The following is an 18,506-nucleotide window of genomic DNA, read 5'->3' as shown; positions in this document are numbered from 1 at the left end:
TCGCCCGGGGTCGGTCTCCCGGCCCCGGGCGAGCGACCCGTCAGCGCTGGACGGCGCCGGTGGCCCGGCCCGCCGCGGCGACCGCGCGGTCGCGCAGCGCGCTCACCTCGTCGGTCGTCAGCGTGCGGTCCGGCGCGCGGAAGGTCAGCCGGTAGGCGAGCGACTTGCGGCCCGCGTCGAGCTGGTCGCCGCGGTAGACGTCGAAGAGGGCCACCGACTCGAGCGCGTCCCCGGCGCCGGAGCGCAGGGCGAGCTCGACCCCGGATGCCGCGACGTCCTCGGCGACGACGAGGGCGACGTCCGTGCGGGCGGCCGGGTAGCCCGACAGCGTGCGCGCCTGCACGGGCACGCCGCTGGCGTCGACGAGGACGTCGACGTCGATCTCGGCGGCCACCGTGCGCTCCGGGAGGCCGAGCGCGGCGACGACCTTCGGGTGCAGCTCGCCGAGGTGGCCGACGAGGACGCCGTTGGCCGTGGTCACCCGGGCGCAGCGACCGGGGTGGTAGGGCATGACGTCGTCGGCCTCGAGCGTCAGGCGCAGCGCGAGCGCCTCGCCGAGCTGGGTGACGAGCTCGACGACGTCGGCGAGGTCGGCACGACGACCCGCACCCCACCAGCCGGCGCGGTCGCGGTCGCCGGCGAGGACGAGGGCGAGGTGCCGGGGCTGGGCGGGGACGGCCGCGCGGATCGCCGCGAGCGTCTCGGCGTCCGGGTGCACGCCGACGTCGGCGGTCGGCGCGGGCTGCTGCTCGCCCTCGCGCTGCACGACGAGCCCGGTCTCGAAGAGCGCGACGTCCTTGGCCCCGCGGGCGAGGTTGCGGCGCAGCGACTCGACGAGCGTCGTGAGCACGCGGGTGCGCATGAGCGGCAGCTCGTCGGAGAGCGGGTTGGCGACGACGAGGGTGCGCTCGCGCTCGGCGGCCGGGTCGAGCCCGAGCGCCTCGTGCTGGGCGTCTCCGACGAAGGGCGGGTTCCACACCTCGGTGAGACCCTGCGCCGCGAGCACGGTCGCGAGCAGACGGCGCACGCTCTGGCCGTGGGTCAGCCCACGGCCGCCCGGCGCGGTCGGGACCACGGACGGGATGGCGTCGTAGCCCTCCAGCCGGGCCACCTCCTCGACGAGGTCCTCCCCCGTCGTGAGGTCGGGGCGCCAGGTCGGCGGGACGACGACGTACGTCTCGTCCTCGGTGCTCACCTCGCAGCCGATCTCGCGCAGGCGGCGCTCGACGGTCGGGCCGTCGTAGGGCACGCCGACGACGCGGCCGGGCAGGTCGGCGGCCATGCGCACCGGCTCGGGGCGCAGCGGCTCGCCGACGTCGGTGACACCGGGGTCGGCCGTGCCGCCCCCGTGCTCGACGAGCAGCTCGACGGCCATTTGGGCGGCAGCAGCGGCGAGCTGCGGGTCGACGCCGCGCTCGAAGCGGCGCGACGCCTCCGAGGGCAGCCGGTGACGGCGGGCGGTCCGGGCGACCGACACCGCGTCGAAGTGGGCCGCCTCGAGCAGGACGTCCGTCGTCGACGGACCGACCTCGCTGTCCTGGCCGCCCATGACACCGGCGATGGCGAGCACGCGCTCGCCCCCCTCGGTGACGAGCAGGTCCTGCGGGCTGAGGGCGCGCTCGACGTCGTCGAGGGTCGTGAGCCGCTCGCCGTCGCGGGCGCGGCGCACGACGACCGGCCCGTCGAGGGTCGCGACGTCGAAGGCGTGCAGCGGCTGGCCGAGGTCGAGCATGACGTAGTTCGTCACGTCGACGGGCAGCGAGATCGGACGCATGCCCGCCTCGGTGAGCCGCGTCGCCATCCAGTCCGGCGTGGGCGCGGAGACGTCGATGCCGCGCACGACGCGGGCGACGTAGCGGTCGCAGCCGGGACGGCCGCGCACCGGGGAGTCGTCGCGCAGCTCGACGGGGTAGCCGCCGGCGCCGGCCGCCGGGGCGCGCTCGGCGAGCGCGAGGGCCGGATCGACGAAGGGGGCGCCCGTCGAGTGGGCGTACTCGCGGGCGACGCCGCGCACGGCGAAGCAGTAGCCGCGGTCCGGGGTGACGTTGATCTCGACGGTCTCGCGGTCGAGGCCGAGGAGCGGGATCGCGTCCTGGCCGGGCTGCAGCGAGGAGGCGTCGGGACGGTCGGTGAGCACGAGGATCCCGTCGTGGTCCTCGCCGATGCCGAGCTCGGCGACCGAGCAGATCATCCCGGCGCTCACGTGCCCGTAGGTCTTGCGCGCCGAGATCTCGAAACCGCCGGGCAGCACCCCGCCGGGGAGGATGACGACGACGAGGTCGCCCGCGTCGAAGTTGTGCGCGCCGCAGACGATGCCCTGGGGCTCACCGGTGCCGTTGGCGTCGCCGACGTCGACCGTGCACCAGTTGATCGTCTTGCCGTTCTTCTGCTCCTCCGGCTCGCGGGTGAGCACCCGGCCCACGACGAGCGGGCCGGTGACGTCACCGGTGTGCAGGCCTTCTTCCTCGAGCCCGACCTGCACGAGGGCGGCGGCCACGTCGAGGCCGCTCACCCCGTCGGGCAGGGTGACGTGCTCGCCGAGCCAGTCGACGGGTACCCGCATCAGATCTCCATCCCGAACTGGGCGTCGAATCGCACGTCGCCCTCGATCATGTCGCGCATGTCGGACACCCCGGTCCGGAACATCAGCGCCCGGTCGATGCCCATCCCGAAGGCGAAGCCGGTGTACCGGTCGGGGTCGACCCCGCTCGCCGTGAGGACGTTGCGGTTGACCATCCCGCAGCCGCCCCACTCGATCCAGCCCGTGCCCTTGCACGTACGGCAGTCGGGGTCCTCGCCGCGGCACACGAAGCAGCGCAGGTCCATCTCGGCGCTCGGCTCGGTGAAAGGGAAGTACGAGGGGCGCAGCCGCGTCGTGATGCCCTCGCCGAAGAGCGAGGTCGCGAGCCGGTCGAGCGTGCCCTTGAGGTGCGCCATCGTCAGCCCCTCGTCGACGGCGATGCCCTCGACCTGGTGGAAGGCCGGCATGTGCGTCGCGTCGAGCTCGTCGGTGCGGAAGACGCGGCCGATCGCGGCGACGTAGAGCGGCACGCCGCGCTCGATGAGCGAGCGCGCCTGGACGGGTGAGGTGTGGGTGCGCAGGACGAGACCGGCGTCGGCGGGCTCGAGGTAGAAGGTGTCCTGCATCTGGCGCGCGGGGTGGTCGGCGTCGAAGTTCAGCGCGTCGAAGTTGAACCACTCGGCCTCGACCTCCGGGCCCTCGGCGATCTCCCAGCCCATGCCGACGAAGAGGTCGGCGATGCGCTCGGACATCAGCTCGATGGGGTGCCGGCGCCCGAGCGGGCGGCGGGCCGCGCGCTGGGTGACGTCGAGGGTCTCCTCGCGCAGGATCCGCTCGTCGCGCTCGGCCTCGAGCTCGCCCTGGCGGGCCGTGAGGGCCTGGGCCACCCGGCCGCGGGCCTGCCCGACACGCTTGCCGGCCTCGGCCTTCGCGCTCGGCGGCAGGGCGCCGATCTCTCGGTTGGCCAGGGCCAGCGGGCTCTTGTCCCCCTGGTGGGCGGGGCGCACGGCCTTGAGCTCCTCGAGGGAGCTCGCGGCGGCGATCGCGGCGAGGGCGGCGTCGACGGCCTCCTCGACGGCGGCGGGCGCGAGCGCGGCCACCTCGACGGGGTCGTAGCTGGTGTTGGGTCCGGACACGCCTGAGAGTCTAGGTAATGCCCGCGAGAGATCTCACCGCGGTTTCGCTCGCGGGCGCGGGCGGCAGGGGTGACGATGGCCGGGGCCCGACGACGCAGCCGGGCCGACCTGCCCGACCGACGAAGGAGTCACCCGTGCCCGAGCCCAGCCACGCCGTGGGACGCACCGACCTGCCGATGCCCGAGCGCACGATCGGCGCCGACCTCGACGCGACCGTCGCCGCGCACGCCGACCGGGACGCGCTCGTGGAGATGGCGAGCGGGCGGCGCTGGACCTACGCGCAGCTGCGCCACGACGTCGACGAGCTGGCCCGCGGCTTCCTCGCCATGGGCGTGCAGCCCGGTGACCGCGTCGGCATCTGGGCCCCGAGCTGCGCGGAGTGGACCCTCACCCAGTACGCGACGGCGAAGATCGGCGCCGTCCTCGTCACCGTCAACCCCGCCTACCGCACCCACGAGCTGCAGTACGTCCTCGCCCAGGCCGGCACGAGCGTGCTCGTCTGCACGCAGTCCTTCAAGGGCAGCGACTACCCGCAGATGGTGACCGAGGTGCGCGACGAGCTGCCGGAGCTGCGCGAGGTCGTCGTCATCGGCACGCCGTCGTGGGACGCCCTCGTCGCCGGCGCGCGGTCCGTGGACGCCGACGAGCTCGCCCGGGTCGGCGAGGGGCTCGCCCCGGACGACCCGATCAACATCCAGTACACGTCGGGCACGACGGGCTTCCCGAAGGGGGCGACCCTCTCCCACCGCAACATCCTCGGCAACGGGTGGTTCGTCGGCGAGGGCTGCCGCTACACGCACGAGGAGCGGATCTGCATCCCCGTGCCCTTCTACCACTGCTTCGGCATGGTCATGGGCAACCTCGCGGCCACCTCGCACGGGGCCTGCATGGTCATCCCCGCCCCCGCCTTCGACCCCGCCCTCACGCTGGCCGCCGTGGCGGCCGAGCGGTGCACGAGCCTGTACGGGGTGCCGACGATGTTCATCGCCGAGTGGGCCCTGCCGGACCGCGAGAGCTACGACCTGTCCACCCTGCGCACGGGGATCATGGCCGGCTCCCCCTGCCCCGCCGAGCTCATGCGCCAGGTCCTCGACGCCGGGACCAGCGACATGACGATCTGCTACGGCATGACCGAGACCTCGCCGGTCTCGACGCAGACGAGCCCGGACGACCCCTTCTAGGCCAAGGTCGGCACCGTCGGGCGCGTCGGACCTCACCTCGAGGTCAAGGTCGTCGACCCGACCACCGGCGAGACGGTGCCCCGCGGCGAGCCCGGCGAGCTGTGCACGAAGGGGTACTCCGTGATGCTCGGCTACTGGCGCGAGCCGCAGAAGAGCGCCGAGGCGATCCGCGACGGGTGGATGCACACGGGCGACCTCGCGGTCATGGACGACGAGGGCTTCGTGCGGATCACCGGGCGGATCAAGGACGTCGTCATCCGTGGGGGCGAGAACATCTACCCCCGCGAGATCGAGGAGTTCCTCTACACCCACCCCGACGTCCTCGACGCCCAGGTCATCGGGGTCCCCGACGATCGCTACGGCGAGGAGCTCATGGCCTGGGTGCGTCTGCGCGAGGGCGCCGAGCCGATGACCGCGCAGTCGCTGCGCGACTTCTGCACCGGCCGCCTCGCCCACTACAAGATCCCGCGCTTCGTCCACGTCGTCGACGACTTCCCGATGACCGTCACCGGAAAGGTGCGCAAGGTCGAGATGCGCGAGGCGGCCGCGCAGATCCTGCGGCGGGACGGTGCCTGACGACGGGCGAAGGGGTGCGCCCCCTCAGTCGTCGAGCTCGACCTCCTGGAGGGTCCCGTCGGGCTTCACGGGGTTCTCGAGGCCGTTGGGCAGGAAGGGGTTGTCGGAGTCGAGCACGTCCTGGCGGTAGGGCTCGGCGTCGGACTCGTTGCTGATGACGAGCTGCCCGTCGCGGATGACGAGCCCCTGCGACAGCGGGCTGAGGTCGTCGCGGACGACGGTCTGCTCCCCCGTCACCGGGTCGACCTGCACGAGGTTCGACGGGTCGTCCGGGCCACGGGACTGCGTGAAGTAGTAGTGCTCGCCGTCGCTGACGAGCCCCTGGATGTTGTACGGGGCCTCGAAGGTGTGGACCGGCTCGGGCATCCAGGTGCTCGGCGGGCCGGGCGAGTACGCCGGGGTCGGCAGCTCGCCGTCCGGTCCGAGCTCGTACTCGTAGACCGTCGGGGTGTCGCCGTCCGCGTCGCCGCGGTTGAGGTACTCGGCCACGACGAGCCGCCCGTCGGCGACGGTGAGCGTCGAGCCCGTCGGCACCCGCACCGTCTCGACCGGGGCGGTCGGGTCGGCGGAGGTGTCGTCACCGCCGGCCGCGAGCAGGGTGTCGAGCGAGTAGCGCTGGACGTACGAGCCGTCGCTGCCCTCCTCGCCGTTGCCGGAGACGTAGACGTTGTCCCCGTCGACGGCCAGGCCGCCGTAGTGGTCGTTGCCCTCGACGGGCACGTAGCGCGTCTGGCCGTCCTCGGTCTGGATCGCGAGGAGCCCCTGCTCGGGGTTGTCGTGGTCGTAGAAGGCCCAGACGTAGGCGCCCTCCTCCTCGCTGTAGCCGAAGCCCTGCGGCACCCACGGGCGCCCGTCGTCGGGATAGGGGATATCGACGTCCTCGGCGCTGGGCAAGGGGCCGCGGCGACCCCCACCGGGATCGGTGCTCGTGCGGACCGGCGCGGTGCCGCCCGTCCCGGGCGCGCCGCCGCCCCCTTCGCCGCTCGCCGCGCGCTGGTCGGCCGCCTGCTGCCGGGCCCGCTCCGAGACGATGCGCAGCATCGCCGACGCGTCGCCCAGCGAGCGGTGGGCTCCCTGCCACTGCTGCCCGAAGGACTCGACGTCGGGGCCCGACCACGACTGCCCCAGGACCCCCAACCCCGAGGTGCCCGTCTGCGCGACGACGTCGACCCGGTCGGCCAGCGCCGACAGCGCCACCCCCACCTGCTCGACCCGCTCCGGGTCCTGCCCCTGCGTCACCGTCATCGGCTTCCCCCGTCTCTCGCGCACGGCCTGCTCGTCCCGGGTCAGCGTAGGGGCACCCCCGCCGCTCGCCCATGGGGACGACTCCCCGGCCGACGCCCCGCCGGGCGCCCTAAACTTGACTGGTTCCAGATCATGCGGGACTCTGGACGGATGCACCCCACCCTGTCCCCCGACGACGCCGCGCAGATGCTGCGTGCGCGGTCGCTGCGGGTGACCGCGCCGCGGGTCGCGGTCCTCACGGTGCTCGCTGCGGCACCCCACGCGACGGTCGACGTCATCACGACCTCGACCCGCGAGGTGCTCGGCTCGGTGAGCACGCAGGCCGTCTACGACGTCCTCGCCGCTCTCGCCCGCGCCGGCCTCGTGCGCCGTTTCGAGCCGGCCGGCCACCCGGCCCGCTACGAGATCGAGCTCGGCGACAACCACCACCACCTCGTCTGCCGCTCCTGCGCGACGATGGTCGACGTCGACTGCGCGACGGGCTCCGCCCCCTGCCTCGACGCCGCCGACGACAACGGCTTCGCCATCGACGAGGCCGAGGTCATCTACTGGGGCCTGTGCCCCCGGTGCCAGGCCGAGCTCGAGCCGGCGCTGAGCGTGGACGCCCGCTGAGCGCGCAGGCCCCCGGTGGGTCATGATCGAGGTGGGCCGCCGCGACGCGGACCGGCCGGCTGAGATCTCGCCCGAGGAGCACAGCGCATGTCCACCCCTTCGCACCCCGCCCCGCACGCAGGCCCTGACGGGACCGTCGACGTCTCCGGGCCGTCCACCACCGCCAGCGGTGCGCCCGTCGCCAGCGACCGCAACAGCCTCTCCGTCGGGGCGAACGGCCCGCTGCTGCTCCACGACCACCACCTCGTCGACACGCTCGCCCACTTCAACCGCGAGAACATCCCCGAGCGCAAGCCGCACGCGAAGGGTTCCGGCGCCTTCGGCCGCTTCGAGGTGACCGGGGACGTCAGCCGGTACACGAAGGCCGCGGTCTTCCAGCCCGGGACGACGACCCGGATGCTCGCCCGCTTCTCGACCGTCGCCGGCGAGCTCGGCTCGCCCGACACGTGGCGCGACGTCCGCGGCTTCTCGCTGCGCTTCTACTCCTCCGAGGGCAACTACGACCTCGTCGGCAACAACACCCCGGTCTTCTTCGTCCGCGACCCCATGAAGTTCCCCCACTTCATCCGCAGCCAGAAGCGCCTGCCGGACTCCGGGCTGCGCGACATGACGATGCAGTGGGACTTCTGGACCGCCAACCCCGAGTCGGCGCACCAGGTCACCTACCTCATGGGTGACCGCGGGCTCCCCCGCACGTGGCGTCACATGAACGGCTACGGCTCGCACACGTACATGTGGGTGGACGCGCAGGGCGAGCGCTCCTGGGTGAAGTACCACTTCCACAGCGAGCAGGGCGTCGAGGCGCTCACCGGCGAGGCCGCCGAGCGGATCGCCGGGTCGGACGCGGACTTCCACCGCCGCGACCTCTTCGAGGCGATCGAGCGCGGCGACGCCCCGCGCTGGACGATGTCGGTGCAGGTCATGCCCTACGAGGACGCGAAGGCCTACCGGTACAACCCCTTCGACCTCACGAAGGTCTGGCCGCATGAGGACTACCCGCTCATCGAGGTCGGCACGATGACCCTCGACGAGAACCCCGTAAACTTCTTCGCGCAGATCGAGCAGGCGGCCTTCGCGCCGAGCAACACCGTGCCCGGCATCGGCTTCTCCCCCGACAAGATGCTCCTCGGCCGGGTCTTCGCCTACGCTGACGCGCACCGCGCGCGGGTGGGCGTCAACGCCGACCAGCTGCCGGTCAACCGGCCCGCGGTCGAGCGCACCAACGCCGCCGTCTTCGACGGGGCGATGACCTACGAGCACTCCGGTGCCGCGCCGACCTACCTGCCGAACAGCTACGGACGCCCGCACGCGGACGAGACCGGTCCGGTGGCCGCGGGCTGGGAGGCCGACGGCGAGATGGTGCGCTCGGCCTACGAGCTGCACCCGCAGGACGACGACTTCGGCCAGGCGGGGCTGCTCGTGCGCGAGGTCTTCGACGACGCGCAGCGCGAGCGGCTCGTCGCCACCGTCGCGGGCACCCTGCCCGACGTCGTCGAGCCCGTCCTGTCACGGGTCTTCGAGTACTGGCGCAGCGTCGACGGCGACATCGGCGCGCGCATCCAGGCCGCCTACGAGGAGGCGAAGGGGGCCAGCCTCCCCGGTGGCGACGCCGACGACGCGAAGGCCGAGCAGGACGTCATCAAGGAGTGCCGCACCCACGCGGACGCCTGAGCGGCGCCGGCCCTCGGTCTGTCGAGGTCAGGCGCGGGTCGAGGCGTAGAGGCACAGGGTCGCCGCCATCGCGAGGTTGAGCGACTCGGCGCGCCCGTAGATCGGGACGCGGACGACCTCGTCGCACGCGCGCAGGAGCTCGTCGGGCAGGCCCCAGGCCTCGTTGCCCATGACCCAGGCGTGGGGGCGGGTGCGGTCGACCTCGTCGACGCTCGCGCTGCCCGAGCCGTCGGCGGCGTAGGTGCTCACGCCGGCCTCGCGCAGGCGGGCCAGGGTGGTGGGCACGTCGAGATCGGTGACGACCGGGACGTGGAAGAGGGAGCCGACGGTCGAGCGGACGACCTTCGGGGCGGTGACGTCGACCGAGGACCCCGAGACGAGGACGGCGTCGGCCCCGGCGGCGTCGGCACCGCGGACGACCGTGCCGAGGTTGCCGGGGTCACGGACGTTGGTGAGGAAGACGAGGGTGCGGGGGCCGGCGGCGAGGACGTCGTCGAGCCCGGCGGGCTGCCAGCCGACGACGGCGGCCATGCCCTGCGGGTGCTCGGCGTCGCACATCGCCGCGAGGACCTCCTCGCTCACCTCGTGCACGAAGCGGCCCGCCTCGCGCGCGTCGTGGACGACGTCGGCGTAGCGGTCGGCCGCCTCGGCGGTGACGTAGAGGTCCACCACGTCGTGGGGGGCGAAGCGCACGGCCTCGCGCACGCCCTGGGGACCCTCGACGAGGAGGCGTCCCGTGCGGCGTCGCACGGGACGACGAGAGAGCCCTCGCACCGACCGCACCCGGTCGGAACCGGGGTTGGTCAGCACGGGGCTCTCCCGGTGCTGCTCTGCGCTCAGGCGCTGGCCGTCTCGGTCTGCGCCGGGACGTTGGCCCGGGCGATCTCGACGAGCGCGGCGAAGGCGGCCTCGTCGTTGACGGCGAGCTCGGCGAGCATGCGACGGTCGACCTCGATCTCAGCGGCGCGCAGCCCCTGGATGAAGCGGTTGTACGTCATGCCGTTGGCGCGGGCGCCGGCGTTGATGCGCTGGATCCACAGGCGACGGAAGTCGCCCTTCTTGGCCCGGCGGTCGCGGTAGCTGTAGCCCAGCGAGTGGGTGACCTGCTCCTTGGCCTTCCGGTACAGGCGCGAGCGCTGACCGCGGTAACCGCTGGCCCGCTCGAGGACGACCCGGCGCTTCTTCTGGGCGTTGACCGCCCGCTTCACGCGTGCCACGTGAGTACTCCTTCGTTGTGGGGTGTGTCGACTGGCAGGTCAGAGGCCGAGGAGCCGCTTGACCTTCTTGGTCTCGGCCGGGCTCAGCTCGACGTCGTTCGCCAGGCGGCGGGCGTGCTGCGGGGTCTTCTCGTGGAACTTGTGCACGTGGTTGGCGCGCTGGCGCATGATCTTGCCCGAGCCGGTCACCCGGAAGCGCTTCTTGGCACCGCTGTGCGTCTTGTTCTTCGGCATCTCGCCGTTCTCCTTGCTGATCTGCTCTGCTGGTTGGCGGGGGACGGCGCTCAGGCCTGCGAGGTGCTCTCGCTCGCGGGGGCCTGCTCGACCTGGTCGGCCTGGACCTCGGTGCTCTCGACCTCGGTGGTCTCGGTCTGCGGGGTCTGGGCCTCGACGGCCTCGGCCTGCGCGGCCTCGTCCTTCATCCGACGCTGCTGGGCGCGTGCCTCGGACTTCTTCTTGGTCGGCCCGAGGACCATGACCATGTTGCGGCCGTCCTGCTTCGGCGAGGACTCGACGAAGCCGAGCTCGGCGACGTCCTCGGCGAGACGCTGCAGGAGACGGAAGCCCAGCTCCGGGCGCGACTGCTCGCGACCGCGGAACATGATCGTCACCTTGACCTTGTCGCCGGCGCTGAGGAAGCGCACGACGTGGCCCTTCTTCGTGCCGTAGTCGTGGGCGTCGATCTTCGGGCGGAGCTTGATCTCCTTGATGATCGTGTTGACCTGGTTCTTGCGCGCTTCGCGCGCCTTCATGGCGGCTTCGTACTTGTACTTGCCGAAGTCCATGAGCTTGGCCACGGGAGGCTTGGCCATCGGGGCGACCTCGACGAGATCGAGATCGGCCTCGGCGGCCAGACGGAGGGCGTCCTCGACCCGGACGATCCCCACCTGCTCCCCGTTAGGCCCGACAAGCCGCACCTCGGGGACACGGATGCGGTCGTTGATGCGAGGCTCGCTGATGTGATGCTCCTTCGTCGGTGGTCCTGGTCCCGGCACGACGAAGGGCTCCTCGCCGTGCGAGGAGCCCACCTGGACACGAGCACCACGACGCCGTCGGACCCCGCCGAGACGGCGAGGCCGAGGACGACCGTGACGGTCGCGACCTGAGACCCGGCCGATCGAGTCGGCCTGGGTGGAAGCGGTGAAGCCCCTCTTGCGCTGCACGCGGACGTGCAACCGGTCGAGGTCAAGACTAGCAGCGGCCCCGTGGCCGACGAAATCAGCCCGGTCAGCCCACGCGGGCGGGCGGGCGCGACGCCCGGGCCGACGCGACGGAGCGGCTGCGCCGACGCGCCTGGAGCACGACGAGCGCTGCTCCCGCGACGAGCAGACCCGCCACCGAGACCGCGACGAAGCCGGCCGGCGCACCGGCGTGGTCGATCGCGAAGCCGGCGACGGGAGCACCGAGGGCGCTGCCACCGGTGATCGCCGACCCGTGCCAGCCGAGGGCCTCGCCGCGCGAGCGCTCGGGCACGATCCGGCTCAGCTGCTCGGTCGTCGCGGTGAGCGTCGGCGCGCAGAAGAAGCCGGCGAGCAGCAGGGCCAGGCTGCTGACGAGCGTCGAGGAGGTGAGGGCGACCGGCAGGGTGGCGAGCGCGAGGGCGACGAGGAGCACGTGCGCGGGGACGCTGCGGTGCCACATGCCGTAGAGCAGACCGCCGACGAGCGAGCCGAAGGCCCACACGGCCATCGCGACCGCGACCCCCGTCTCCTCCCCCACCGCGCGCAGCAGCGCGACGACCGAGACGTCGGTGCCCGAGAGGATCACCGTCGTCGCGGCGGTCATCGCGAGCACGGCGACGGCCGCGCCGGAGAACCACGAGCGCGCCGGGGCGAGGGTCGAGGAGGACTGCGTCGAGTCCTGGGCGGGCGCGTCGCTGACGATCGTCGGGTCCATCCACCACATCGCCGCCGCGCCGAGGACCCCCAGCCACATGAGGACGAGCAGGACGTAGCGGGTGTCGAGGGCGCTCGCGGCGACGACGCCGATGGCGGGGCCGATCATGAAGGAGATCTCCGTCGCGACGGAGTCGAGCGAGAGCGCGCTGCGGCGCTGCTGCTCGGGCACGGCGTGGAGGATCATCTGGCGCAGCACCCCCCAGATCGGCACCTGGAAGAGGCCTGCGACGACGACGGCCGCGACGAGGGGCCAGTACGACAGGAAGGGCGCGACCGACCACACGAGCGGCAGCACGACGAGCGAGGGCACGAAGGTGCGGCGCAGACCCTGCCGGTCGACGAGCCGGCCGCGCCACGGGTTGCTCACGGCGAGCGCGAGGGTCAGCGCCATGCTCGCGATGCCGGCCTTGCCGTAGCTCTGCCCGAGGTGGGTGACGACGTGCAGCGTGAGCGCGATGAGGCTCGCCGCCATCGGGGTGCGCAGGATGATGCCGAAGATCAGCGCGTGGCGCACCTGCGGGATCCGCAGCACGTCACGGTAGGGGGCGATGGTCACAACCGCCTATGGTGCGGCTGCCCCGCCCTCCCCGGCAAACCGGTCCCGACGGGAGGCGAAGGGGGTGAGCGTGCTCACCGCACCCGGAAGGTGAGCCCGTCCACCCGCGCCCGCAGCTCGCCGTCGGCGGCGAGCCGCTCGCCCACCCCTTCGACGACAGCCTGCAGCTGCTCGGTCGCCAGGCCGGGCACGATCTGCAGCGACAGGACGAGCTCGCCGGGCTCGGCGCCGGCGACCAGGTCGTGCCCGAGGACCTCGGGCGCACCGGAGAGCGCGGCGGCGACGGAACGGGCGACGAAGGGGTCCTCGTGCGGCGGCAGCCAGGGCTGACGCTGGACGAGCGCCCACAGCATGCTCGAGCGCACCTCGACGGCGTGCTCGCTCGCGCAGTCGAGCACCATGAGCTGGGCCTGCTCGGAGATCGCCGCCTCGGCCGCCCGCTCGGCCGTGACCGGCACGGGGCGCAGCGAGGTGTCGAAGGCCGCGAGGTCGGCGGCGCTGGAGAAGACGGGCAGCGCGGTGCGCCCGTCGGGGTTGTCGAGCAGGACGACGGCCATGTCCGTCTCCTTCTCGGCGGTGAGGCCGCTCGTGCCCTCGGTCGTCTCTGCCGCGACGGCCGTCACCGGCACGAGCAGCCGAGCACCGCGCAGGGCCTCGACGAGCGCCGCGTCGTCGCCCGTGCCGAGCGCGGCGCCCAGGCGAGGGTCGCGCGAGCCGTCGTCGCCCTCGAAGCCCGAGTGCGGCACGGCCCGCCCGCCCCACGGGACCCCGGCCGAGTCGGCCGGGCGGGTCTGCGGGACCTGCTCGGGCTGCTCGGGCGAGGTCACTGGGGCCCGGCCGCCGCGATGGCGTCGGCCATCGTCAGGGTGCCGCGGTAGAGCGCGGAGCCGACGATCGCGCCCTCGACGCCCAGCGGCACGAGCTCGCGCAGGGCGGCGACGTCGTCCGAGGTCGTCACGCCGCCGGAGGCGACGACGGGTCGCTGCGTCGCGGCGCAGACGTCACGCAGGAGCTGCAGGTTCGGGCCGGCGAGCATGCCGTCCTTCGCGACGTCGGTGACGACGTAGCGGGCGCAGCCCTCGGAGTCCAGGCGCGCGAGGGTCTCCCAGAGGTCTCCCCCTTCGCTCGTCCACCCGCGGGCCGCGAGCGTCGTGCCGCGCACGTCGAGACCGACGGCGACCCGGTCGCCGTACGTCGCGATGGCGCTCGCGGTCCACTCCGGGTCCTCGAGCGCCGCGGTGCCGAGGTTGACCCGACGGCACCCGGTCGCGAGGGCACGGCGCAGGGTCACCTCGTCGCGGATGCCCCCGCTCATCTCGACGTCGATGTCGAGCCGGCCGACGATCTCGGCGAGCAGGTCGGCGTTGCTCCCCCGCCCGAAGGCGGCGTCGAGGTCGACGAGGTGGAGCCAGCGCGAGCCCTGCTCCTGCCACGACAGCGCCGCCTCGACGGGGTCGCCGAACTGGCCCCCGCTGCCGGCGACGCCCTGGACGAGCTGGACGGCCCGCCCCTCGGAGACGTCGACGGCCGGCAGCAGCTCCAGGCTCGGGATCGGGTCGGTCGCGCTGGTCATAGTGAGCTCACCCAGTTCTTCAAGAGGTGCAGTCCCGCGTCCCCGGACTTCTCGGGGTGGAACTGCGTGGCGGACAAGGTGCCGTCCTCGACGGCGGCGGCGAAGGGGTGGCCGTGCTCGGCGACCGAGACGACCCGCTCCCCCAGCGCTGCCGTGTCGGTGACGGCGTAGGAGTGGACGAAGTAGAAGCGCTCGCCGTCGAGCCCGTCGAGCAGCGCGCTGCCCCGGCCGGCCACGACGGGGGTCCAGCCCATGTGCGGCACGACGGGGGCGTCGACCCGGTGCACCGAGCCCGGCCACAGGCCCAGGCCCGGCTGCGGGTCGGGCGAGGGCTCGTCGGAGCCGTCGAGCATGACCTGCATGCCGACGCAGATGCCGAGGGTCGGTGCGCCGTGGGCGAGCCGGGCCCGGACGACCTCGCCGCCGCCGGCGTCGCGCAGACCGGTCATGCAGGCGTGGAAGTTGCCGACGCCGGGCACGAGCAGGCCGTCGGCCCGCTCCGCGCGGGCGAGGTCGGAGGTGAGCTCGACAGCGGCGCCGACGTGCTCGAGGGCGCGGACGACGGAGCGGACGTTGCCGCTGCCGTAGTCGAGGACGACGACGTCGGTCATGGGCGGCCGTCCTCGGCGACGCGGGCGAAGCCGGCGAGCGAGCGGGGGTCGGGCTCGACGAGCGCGCCGGGCTGGTCCTCGCCGCGCACGACCTGCGCGCCGGGCAGCTGGAGCACCTCGAGGACGTGCGCGAGCCAGTCGTGCGAGGGCAGCTGGGTCTCCTCGAGCGCGGCGGTCACCTCGGCGGTGCTCACGCCGGCCCCGGCGAAGGGGGCGAGGTCACCCGGGCGCAGCGGCGCGAGGTCGCCCTGGCGCACGAGGGAGCCCCGACGCATCCGGACGGCCCAGCGCTTCATCGTGCGCCAGCCGGTGGACTGGGCGGCGATGACGGCGCGGTCGCCGACGACGCCGAGACCGAGGGAGGGCGCCACGCGCGGCCCGACGGGTCGGGCGAGCAGCACCGACGTCGGGTCGTCGTAGGGGGCCGCGGCCGCGACCCGGCCGGGCGCCGCGGAGACGAGGGTCCAGCCGTGCTGCTCGGCGACGTGGCAGGCCACGACGCCGCGCCGGACCCACGTCGAGGCCGACGCGGCCGACGCGGAGACGAGGACGAGTGCGCTCACCGGGATCGGCTTACAGCGCGCCCTTGGCGCTGGGGATGCCCTCGACCCGGGGGTCGAGAGCCACCGCGGCGCGCAGGGCACGGGCGACGGCCTTGAACTGCGCCTCGACGATGTGGTGCGGGTCGCGGCCGGCGAGCACGCGCACGTGGAGCGCGATGCCGGCGTGGTGGCCGAGCGTCTCGAGGACGTGCCGGGTGAGGGAGCCGACGTAGGCGCCGCCGATGACGACGTACTGCTGCCCCTCGGGCTCACCGGTGTGGACGACGTAGGGGCGGCCGGCGACGTCGACGACGGCGTGCACGAGCGCCTCGTCGAGCGGCACGGTCGCGTCGCCGAAGCGAGAGATGCCGGACTTGTCGCCGAGCGCCTCGCGCAGGGCGTCGCCGAGGCAGATCGCGACGTCCTCGACGGTGTGGTGCGCGTCGACGTCCGTGTCACCGGTGGCCGTGACGTCGATGTCGATGAGGCTGTGCTTGGCCAGCGAGGCGAGCATGTGGTCGTAGAAGCGCACCCCCGTCGAGACCGAGCTGCGCCCGGTGCCGTCGAGGTCGATGCGCAGCTCGACCGAGCTCTCGGACGTGGCGCGCGAGATGGTCGCGGTCCGGTGCTGCTGGGTGGTCACGGGCGGGCCCCTTCGGCAGTGGCGGTCGTGGTGCTGGTCGGCGCGAGGTGCTGCGGGAGCAGGGAGCGCAGGGCGGTGAGGAAGGCGGTGGTCTCCTCCGGCGTGCCCGCGGTGACCCGCAGGTGGCCGGGGATGCCGACGTCGCGGACGAGCACGCCCGCGTCGAGCAGAGCCTGCCAGGTGGCGGGGGCGTCGGCGAGCCCTCCGAAGAGGACGAAGTTGGCGTCGCTGGGCACGGGTCGCAGACCCATCTCGGCGAGCTCGGTGACGAGCCGGTCGCGCTGCTCCTTGATCGCCTCGACTGTCGACAGCAGCCGCGGCGCGTGGGCCAGGGCGACCTCGGCGACGGCCTGGGTGGGCGTCGAGAGGTGGTAGGGCAGGCGCACGAGCCGCAGGGCGTCGACGAGGCTCGGGTGCGCGGCGAGGTAGCCCAGGCGCGCCCCGGCGAGGGTGAAGGCCTTGCTCATCGTGCGCGTGACGACGAGCCGCTCGTGGTGCTCGAGCAGCGCGAGGGCGCTCGGGGTGCCCGGCCGCGCGAACTCGGCGTACGCCTCGTCGACGACGACGATCGCCCGGGGCGCGGCCGCGAGGACCGCCTCGATCGACTCGAAGGGGAGCGCGGTGCCCGTCGGGTTGTTCGGGGAGCACAAGAAGACGAGGTCGGGGTCGCTCGCCCGGACCTGCTCGACCGCCGAGCCCACCTCGAGGTCGAAGCTCTCGGCGTCGCGCTGGCCGTCCACCCACCGGGTGCCGAGGGTCTCGACGATGATCGGGTGCATCGAGTACGCCGGCGTGAAGCCCAGCGCGGTGCGCCCGGCCCCGCCGAAGGCGAGCACGAGGTGCTGGAGCACCTCGTTGCTGCCGTTGCCGGCCCACACCTGCTCGGGACGCAGCCGGGTGCCGGACTGCAGCTCGAGGTAGTCGACGAGCGCCTTGCGCAGCCCGACGAACTCGCGGTCCGGGTAGCGGTTGAGCCCGGCGAGGTCCTCCCCCAGGCGCGCGAGGACGTCGGCGACGACCTCGTCGGGCACGGGGTAGCTGCTCTCGTTGGTGTTGAGCTGCACGGCGACGTCGAGCTGGGGGGCGCCGTAGGCGGTCCGGCCGCGCAGGTCGGGTCGCAGGGCGGCCTCGACCTGGGCGCCGGGGGCAGGTGCGGGCCCGCTCATCGGGCGACCGTCTGCCCGGTGCGCGCCGTGACGGCCTCGCCGTGCGCGGGCAGGTCCTCGGCCTCGGCGAGCGTGACGACGTGCTGCCCGACCTCGGTGAGGGCCTGCTCGTCGTAGTGGATGACGTGGATGCCGCGCAGGAAGGACTGCACGGACAGGCCGCTGCTGTGGCAGGCGCACCCGCCGGTGGGCAGGACGTGGTTGCTGCCGGCGGCGTAGTCGCCGAGCGAGACGGGGCTGTACGTGCCGACGAAGACCGCGCCGGCGTTGCGCACCCGGGCGGCGACGGCGGGTGAGTCGGCCGTGATGATCTCGAGGTGCTCGGCCCCGTAGGCGTTGACGACGGCGAGCCCGGCGTCGAGGTCGTCGACGAGCACGACCCCGGACTGCGGACCGGTGAGGGCGGTCCGGACGCGCTCGGAGTGCTTCGTCGCGAGGGCGCGTCGGGTCACCGCCTCCTCGACGGCGGCGGCGAGCTCGGTGCTGTCGGTGACGAGCACCGACGCGGCGAGCGGGTCGTGCTCGGCCTGGCTGACGAGGTCGGCGGCGACGTGCTCGGGGTCGGCACCCGCGTCCGCGAGCACGGCGATCTCGGTCGGGCCGGCCTCGGAGTCGATGCCGATGAGGCCCTTGAGCAGGCGCTTGGCGGCGGCGACGTAGACGTTGCCCGGGCCGGTGACGAGGCTCACCGGCTCGCAGCGCGGCACGCGCCCGTCGACCGGCTCGGCCGTCGTGTCGTCGAAGCCGTGGGCGAAGGCGGCGACGGCCTGGGCCCCGCCGGTCGCGTAGACCTCGTCGACCCCGAGGAGCGCGCAGGCGGCGAGGATCGTCGGGTGGGGATAGCCGGCGAGCTCCCCGGCGTTGTCGCGCTGGGGCGGGCTCGCCACGGCGAGCGAGGAGACCCCGGCGATCTGGGCGGGGACGACGTTCATGACGACCGAGGACGGGTAGACCGCGAGACCGCCGGGCACGTAGAGGCCGACGCGGTCGACGGGCACCCAGCGCTCGGTGACGGTGCCGCCCGGGCTCACCTGGGTCGTGGTGTCGGTGCGCACCTGGTCGGCGTGCACGAGCCGCGCCCGCTCGATCGAGACCTCGAGCGCGCGGCGCACGTCGGGGTCGAGGAGCTCGAGCGCGCGCTGCATGACCTCGGCCGGCACGCGCAGGCGCTGCGGGCGCACACCGTCGAAGCGCTCGGCGAGCTCGAGGAGAGCCTCGGCGCCGCGCTCGGCGACGTCGGCGACGATGGGGGTGACGGCATGCAGGGCGGCCTCGACGTCGTACTCCGCGCGCGGCAGCGCCGCACGCAGCTCGGTCACCGACAGGTCGGTACCACGCAGGTCAGTCGTCGAGAGCAT

At 73.6% G+C, this 18,506-nt stretch carries 17 protein-coding genes and 1 pseudogene; 3 read left to right on the top strand and 15 right to left on the bottom strand.

Annotation, left to right across the window (positions count from 1 at the left end):
- Positions 1 to 40: 40 nt before the first annotated feature.
- Together pheT and pheS are read right to left on the bottom strand one after the other, a co-directional pair.
- Complete coding sequence (gene pheT / locus ABIB53_RS16165) at positions 41 to 2,563, bottom strand: phenylalanine--tRNA ligase subunit beta (protein WP_354588909.1); 2,523 nt, start codon at positions 2,561 to 2,563, stop codon at positions 41 to 43.
- Complete coding sequence (gene pheS / locus ABIB53_RS16160; RefSeq protein WP_123090781.1) at positions 2,563 to 3,657, bottom strand: phenylalanine--tRNA ligase subunit alpha; 1,095 nt, start codon at positions 3,655 to 3,657, stop codon at positions 2,563 to 2,565. Before pheS ends, pheT begins: the two co-directional genes overlap by 1 nt.
- 176 nt (positions 3,658 to 3,833) lie before the next feature.
- Between pheS and ABIB53_RS16155 the strand changes: the two are divergent.
- Positions 3,834 to 5,414, top strand: a pseudogene (locus tag ABIB53_RS16155) (AMP-binding protein).
- A gap of 24 nt (positions 5,415 to 5,438) precedes the next feature.
- On the opposite strand, the gene ABIB53_RS16150 reads toward ABIB53_RS16155, so the two are convergent.
- Complete coding sequence (locus tag ABIB53_RS16150; protein ID WP_354588908.1) at positions 5,439 to 6,659, bottom strand: WXG100 family type VII secretion target; 1,221 nt, start codon at positions 6,657 to 6,659, stop codon at positions 5,439 to 5,441.
- Between the two features lie 150 nt (positions 6,660 to 6,809).
- Between ABIB53_RS16150 and ABIB53_RS16145 the strand changes: the two genes are divergently transcribed.
- Positions 6,810 to 7,271 carry a Fur family transcriptional regulator gene (locus tag ABIB53_RS16145; RefSeq protein WP_068274148.1) on the top strand — a complete coding sequence of 154 codons (462 nt, stop codon included), beginning with the start codon at positions 6,810 to 6,812 and terminating at the stop codon, positions 7,269 to 7,271.
- An 87-nt stretch (positions 7,272 to 7,358) separates the two neighbouring features.
- On the top strand, positions 7,359 to 8,942 hold the full coding sequence (locus tag ABIB53_RS16140) for a catalase (protein WP_354588907.1): 1,584 nt from the start codon (positions 7,359 to 7,361) through the stop codon (positions 8,940 to 8,942).
- 27 nt (positions 8,943 to 8,969) lie between these two features.
- Here the strand turns inward: ABIB53_RS16140 and ABIB53_RS16135 are convergent, their stop codons facing one another.
- From ABIB53_RS16135 to hisD, 12 genes are all read right to left on the bottom strand, one after another.
- Positions 8,970 to 9,752: a TrmH family RNA methyltransferase gene (locus ABIB53_RS16135; RefSeq protein ID WP_354588906.1), complete on the bottom strand. Its 783-nt coding sequence runs from the start codon at positions 9,750 to 9,752 to the stop codon at positions 8,970 to 8,972.
- Between the two features lie 26 nt (positions 9,753 to 9,778).
- Positions 9,779 to 10,159, bottom strand: a complete 381-nt coding sequence (rplT, locus tag ABIB53_RS16130; RefSeq protein ID WP_068274144.1) for a 50S ribosomal protein L20 — start codon at positions 10,157 to 10,159, stop codon at positions 9,779 to 9,781.
- A gap of 39 nt (positions 10,160 to 10,198) precedes the next feature.
- Positions 10,199 to 10,393, bottom strand: coding sequence for a 50S ribosomal protein L35 (rpmI, locus tag ABIB53_RS16125; RefSeq protein ID WP_068274142.1), 195 nt, complete (start codon positions 10,391 to 10,393; stop codon positions 10,199 to 10,201).
- 50 nt (positions 10,394 to 10,443) lie between these two features.
- Positions 10,444 to 11,076 (bottom strand): translation initiation factor IF-3, encoded by a 633-nt coding sequence (infC, locus tag ABIB53_RS16120; protein WP_308012932.1) that lies wholly within the window; start codon positions 11,074 to 11,076, stop codon positions 10,444 to 10,446.
- Between the two features lie 310 nt (positions 11,077 to 11,386).
- A complete protein-coding gene (locus ABIB53_RS16115) occupies positions 11,387 to 12,613 on the bottom strand; it encodes an MFS transporter (protein ID WP_191563433.1) in 1,227 nt (408 codons plus the stop codon).
- A gap of 74 nt (positions 12,614 to 12,687) precedes the next feature.
- Positions 12,688 to 13,440, bottom strand: a complete 753-nt coding sequence (locus tag ABIB53_RS16110; protein ID WP_354588905.1) for an SseB family protein — start codon at positions 13,438 to 13,440, stop codon at positions 12,688 to 12,690.
- Positions 13,437 to 14,186 (bottom strand): bifunctional 1-(5-phosphoribosyl)-5-((5-phosphoribosylamino)methylideneamino)imidazole-4-carboxamide isomerase/phosphoribosylanthranilate isomerase PriA, encoded by a 750-nt coding sequence (gene priA, locus ABIB53_RS16105; RefSeq protein WP_191563431.1) that lies wholly within the window; start codon positions 14,184 to 14,186, stop codon positions 13,437 to 13,439. Before priA ends, ABIB53_RS16110 begins: the two co-directional genes overlap by 4 nt.
- On the bottom strand, positions 14,183 to 14,797 hold the full coding sequence (hisH, locus tag ABIB53_RS16100) for an imidazole glycerol phosphate synthase subunit HisH (RefSeq protein WP_068274132.1): 615 nt from the start codon (positions 14,795 to 14,797) through the stop codon (positions 14,183 to 14,185). The genes priA and hisH overlap by 4 nt, the downstream gene beginning before the upstream one ends.
- Positions 14,794 to 15,360: a hypothetical protein gene (locus ABIB53_RS16095; RefSeq protein ID WP_068274128.1), complete on the bottom strand. Its 567-nt coding sequence runs from the start codon at positions 15,358 to 15,360 to the stop codon at positions 14,794 to 14,796. Before ABIB53_RS16095 ends, hisH begins: the two co-directional genes overlap by 4 nt.
- Positions 15,361 to 15,370: 10 nt before the next feature.
- Positions 15,371 to 15,982, bottom strand: a complete 612-nt coding sequence (gene hisB, locus ABIB53_RS16090) for an imidazoleglycerol-phosphate dehydratase HisB (RefSeq protein ID WP_068274126.1) — start codon at positions 15,980 to 15,982, stop codon at positions 15,371 to 15,373.
- Complete coding sequence (locus ABIB53_RS16085; RefSeq protein ID WP_191563429.1) at positions 15,979 to 17,148, bottom strand: histidinol-phosphate transaminase; 1,170 nt, start codon at positions 17,146 to 17,148, stop codon at positions 15,979 to 15,981. The genes hisB and ABIB53_RS16085 overlap by 4 nt, the downstream gene beginning before the upstream one ends.
- Positions 17,145 to 18,506 (bottom strand): histidinol dehydrogenase, encoded by a 1,362-nt coding sequence (hisD, locus tag ABIB53_RS16080; protein ID WP_123090790.1) that lies wholly within the window; start codon positions 18,504 to 18,506, stop codon positions 17,145 to 17,147. Before hisD ends, ABIB53_RS16085 begins: the two co-directional genes overlap by 4 nt.

Origin of the sequence: Janibacter sp. UYMM211 (assembly GCF_040547045.1) — a bacterium.
Lineage (GTDB): Bacteria > Actinomycetota > Actinomycetes > Actinomycetales > Dermatophilaceae > Marihabitans > Marihabitans melonis.
The sequence above is the reverse complement of the archived record's forward strand: the minus strand, read 5'-3'. Positions and strand labels throughout refer to the sequence as shown.